The sequence below is a fragment of the Streptomyces sp. NRRL S-495 genome, from assembly GCF_000966955.1.
In the GTDB taxonomy this organism is placed as follows: domain Bacteria; phylum Actinomycetota; class Actinomycetes; order Streptomycetales; family Streptomycetaceae; genus Kitasatospora; species Kitasatospora purpeofusca.
The window spans coordinates 1-3,179 of record NZ_JZWY01000325.1 but is presented as its reverse complement, the minus strand read 5'-3'; the positions used below and the strand labels follow the sequence as shown (position 1 = coordinate 3,179).

1 protein-coding gene is annotated in these 3,179 nt (G+C 75.3%); it reads left to right on the top strand.

The window, feature by feature from the left end:
* The first annotated feature begins 99 nt into the window (after positions 1-99).
* Positions 100-2,850 carry a SpoIIE family protein phosphatase gene (locus VR45_RS17700; protein ID WP_078896617.1) on the top strand — a complete coding sequence of 917 codons (2,751 nt, stop codon included), beginning with the start codon at positions 100-102 and terminating at the stop codon, positions 2,848-2,850.
* The last annotated feature ends 329 nt before the right edge of the window (positions 2,851-3,179 follow it).

Below are 3,179 nucleotides of genomic sequence, written 5' to 3'. Positions count from 1 at the left end.
GGTCCTGCTGGGTATGTCACTTTTCGGCACTATTCGTCACCATCGGTGAGCCGCCCCAGCCGGCGACGCCGATCCCGAGCAGAGCCGGAGGCCGCGTCGGTGTCGAAGAGCGGGAACGGCGGTGGGGGAGCACGCCGGGCGGGCACCGGGGGGAGCGCCGCCGCCCGCGCCCGGCTGCGCCGCGGCGCGAACCGCGCGGCGGCGGCCACCCGGGCCGACCCCGGGGGTGCGCTCCCGCCCGCGGCCCGGTCCGCGCAGTCCCCGGCGGCGCCCGACGCGGCCGCCCCGGCCGGCGCCCGGGGCCGCCCGGGCCGACCGTTCCCCGGTGGGCCGCGCGCCCTCCCGGAGACCCCGGGCCGGGCCGGCTCCGCCCCCGGCCCCGGCGGGACGGCCGGCGGCAGCCTCTTCGACGTGGTCAAGGTGGCCATCGCGATCCTCGACACGGCCGGCCGGGTGGCGCTCTGGAGCCCGGCCGCCGAGGAGCTGCTCGGCTGGCCCAACGAGCTGCTGGTCGGCCGCCGGATCGACGAGCTGATCCCCGACGAGGACCAGGTGCTCCGGATCCGGGCCGCGATCCAGGACACCCTGCGGCACGGCCGCTGGTCCGGCCTGGCCGAGCTGCGCGACCGGGAGGGCGTCCCGGTGCTGGTGGACGCCCGGATCTCGCTCCTCGTCGACGGCGACGGCAACCCGTTCCTCCAGGTCAACCTGGCCGAGGCGGCGGCCGTCCGGGAGGTGGAACGCGACCTCGCGGTGCGGGACGCGCTCTTCGAGCAGTCCCCGCTGGGCATCGCGATCCTCGACACCGAGCTGCGCTACACGGCCGTCAACCAGACCCTCGCCGAGATGAACGGCGCCGCCCCGGAGGACCACGTCGGCCGCACCACCGGCGAGACGCTGCCCGAGCGCGCCGCCGACGAGATCACCGCGATCCAGCGCCAGGTGCTGGCCACCGGCGAGCCGGTCATCGACGTCACGCTCGCCTCCCCGGTCACCGCCCGCTCCGGGTACCGCTCGATCTCCTACAGCCGGATGACCGACCGCTCCGGGCGGGTCCTCGGCATCTCCGGCACCGTGATGGACGTGACCGAGCGTTATCGCGCGGTGGCCAAGGTCGAGCACGCCCGCCGTCGGCTGTCGCTGCTCAACGAGTTCGGCTCCCGGGTCGGTGACCTGCTGGACGCCTCCCGGATCGCGCAGGAGCTGGCCAGTGCGGTGGTGCCCAGGCTGACCGACCACGCCGCCGTGATCCTGCTCCAGGCCGTCGCGCACGGTGACGACCTCCCCCGGCACGGCCACGACCGCCGCACCTCGCTGCTCCAGCTCGGCACGGCCTCCGTGCAGGACGGCCCCGAGGTCGAGGTGATGCTGCGGCGCGGCGCCCGGATCACCTTCGCCGAGGACTCCGCCTGCGGCCGGGTGCTGCGCACCGGCGTCCCCGAGCTGCTCTCGGGCGCCGACCAGCTGAGCGACATCACCTACGCCGGCGACCCGAAGATGCAGGCGGCGTACGACCTGGGCGTGCACTCGATGCTGGTGGTGCCGCTGCGGGCGCGGGGCATCGTGATCGGACTGCTGCTGGTCAGCCGGGCCGGCTACCGCGAGGGCTTCGACCGGGACGACCTGGCGTTCACCGTCGAGCTGGCGGACCGGGCGGGCTCCTCGCTGGACAACGCCCGGCTGTACGCCCGGGAGCGCACCGCCGCCCTCACCCTCCAGCGCACCCTGCTGCCGCAGCAGGTGCCGCAGCCCACCGGCGTCGAGGTCGCCTACCGGTACGTGCCCGGCAGCAGCGGCACCGAGGTCGGCGGCGACTGGTTCGACGTCATCCCGCTGCCCGGCGACCGCACCGCGCTGGTGGTCGGCGACGTGATGGGGCACGGTCTGCGGGCCGCCGCGACCATGGGGCGGCTGCGCACCGCCGTCCGGGTGCTGGCCGCCCTGGACCTGCCGCCGGACGTGCTGCTGCGGCACGTCCACGAGCTGGCCGACGACCTCGCCCAGGGGCCGGACGAGGCCCTGCTCGCCACCTGCGTGTACGCGGTGTTCGACCCGGCCACTGCGACCCTGACCGTCGCCAAGGCCGGCCACATCCCGCCGGTGCTGGTGGTGCCGGGGGAGGAGTCGGACGGACCGACCCGGACCGGCGGCCCGCTGCTCGGCGGTGTCGGCCGGATCCTGGAGCTGCCCTCGGGCGCCCCGCTCGGGGTCGGCGGGGTCCCGTTCGAGTCGGTCGAGCTGAAGATCCCCGAGGGCAGCCTGCTGGCGCTGTGCACCGACGGCCTGGTGGAGTCCCGGGACAAGGACCTGGACGTGGGCCTCGGCCGGCTGGTCACCGTGCTCCAGGAGCCGTACGCGTCGATCCAGGCGGCCTGCGAGGCGGTGCTGGGCACCATGGAGCAGGGCCGGGAGCCGGACGACGTGGCGCTGCTGCTGGCCCGGCTCGGCCACGGGCAGGCCGGCACCCCGACGGCGGGCTGGACCCTGCCCGCCGAGCCGACCGCCGTCTCCCGGGCCCGTCGGCTGGTCCGCGCGACGCTGGCCGAGTGGGGGGTCGAGCAGCTCACCGACACCGCCGAGCTGCTGGTCAGCGAGCTGGTCACGAATGCCGTCCGGTACGCGAGCGCGCCGATCGGGGTGCGGCTGACGCTCGGCGAGACGCTCCTGGTGGAGATCTCCGACCCGCTGCCGGACCCGCCCCGGGAACGGCACGCGGCCGAGGCGGACGAGGGCGGTCGCGGGCTGGAGCTGGTCGCCCGGCTGGCCCTGCACTGGGGTGCCAGGGCCGAGGGGATGGGCAAGGTGGTCTGGTTCGAGCAGGCGCTGCCGGGCACTCCCGGCGCGGAGTAGAACTCCCTGCATATGCCACCGGAGGGCCTCGGGGGAGCGCGCGCCCCGGTAGGGGGCGCGAGCGTGGCATTGTGGTTGCGCGGGCGGTAGGACAAAAACCTTCGCCCGATCTGATGTTGTGATGTTGAGGGCGTGTGAACGTACCCCTCGATGATGAATACTCGGTCTTCTCGACATCCGGACGGTCGCGGGTTTGGAGGGGTCGGTCCGTTGAACAGCACCCCGGCGCGCAATGCGCCGAGCAGCAGCGGTCATGCCGCTGTACCCGGGCAGGCCGGCGCCCAACACGTGCCGACCCCCGCCCACCAGTCGCCCGCCCCCGTCCGTGC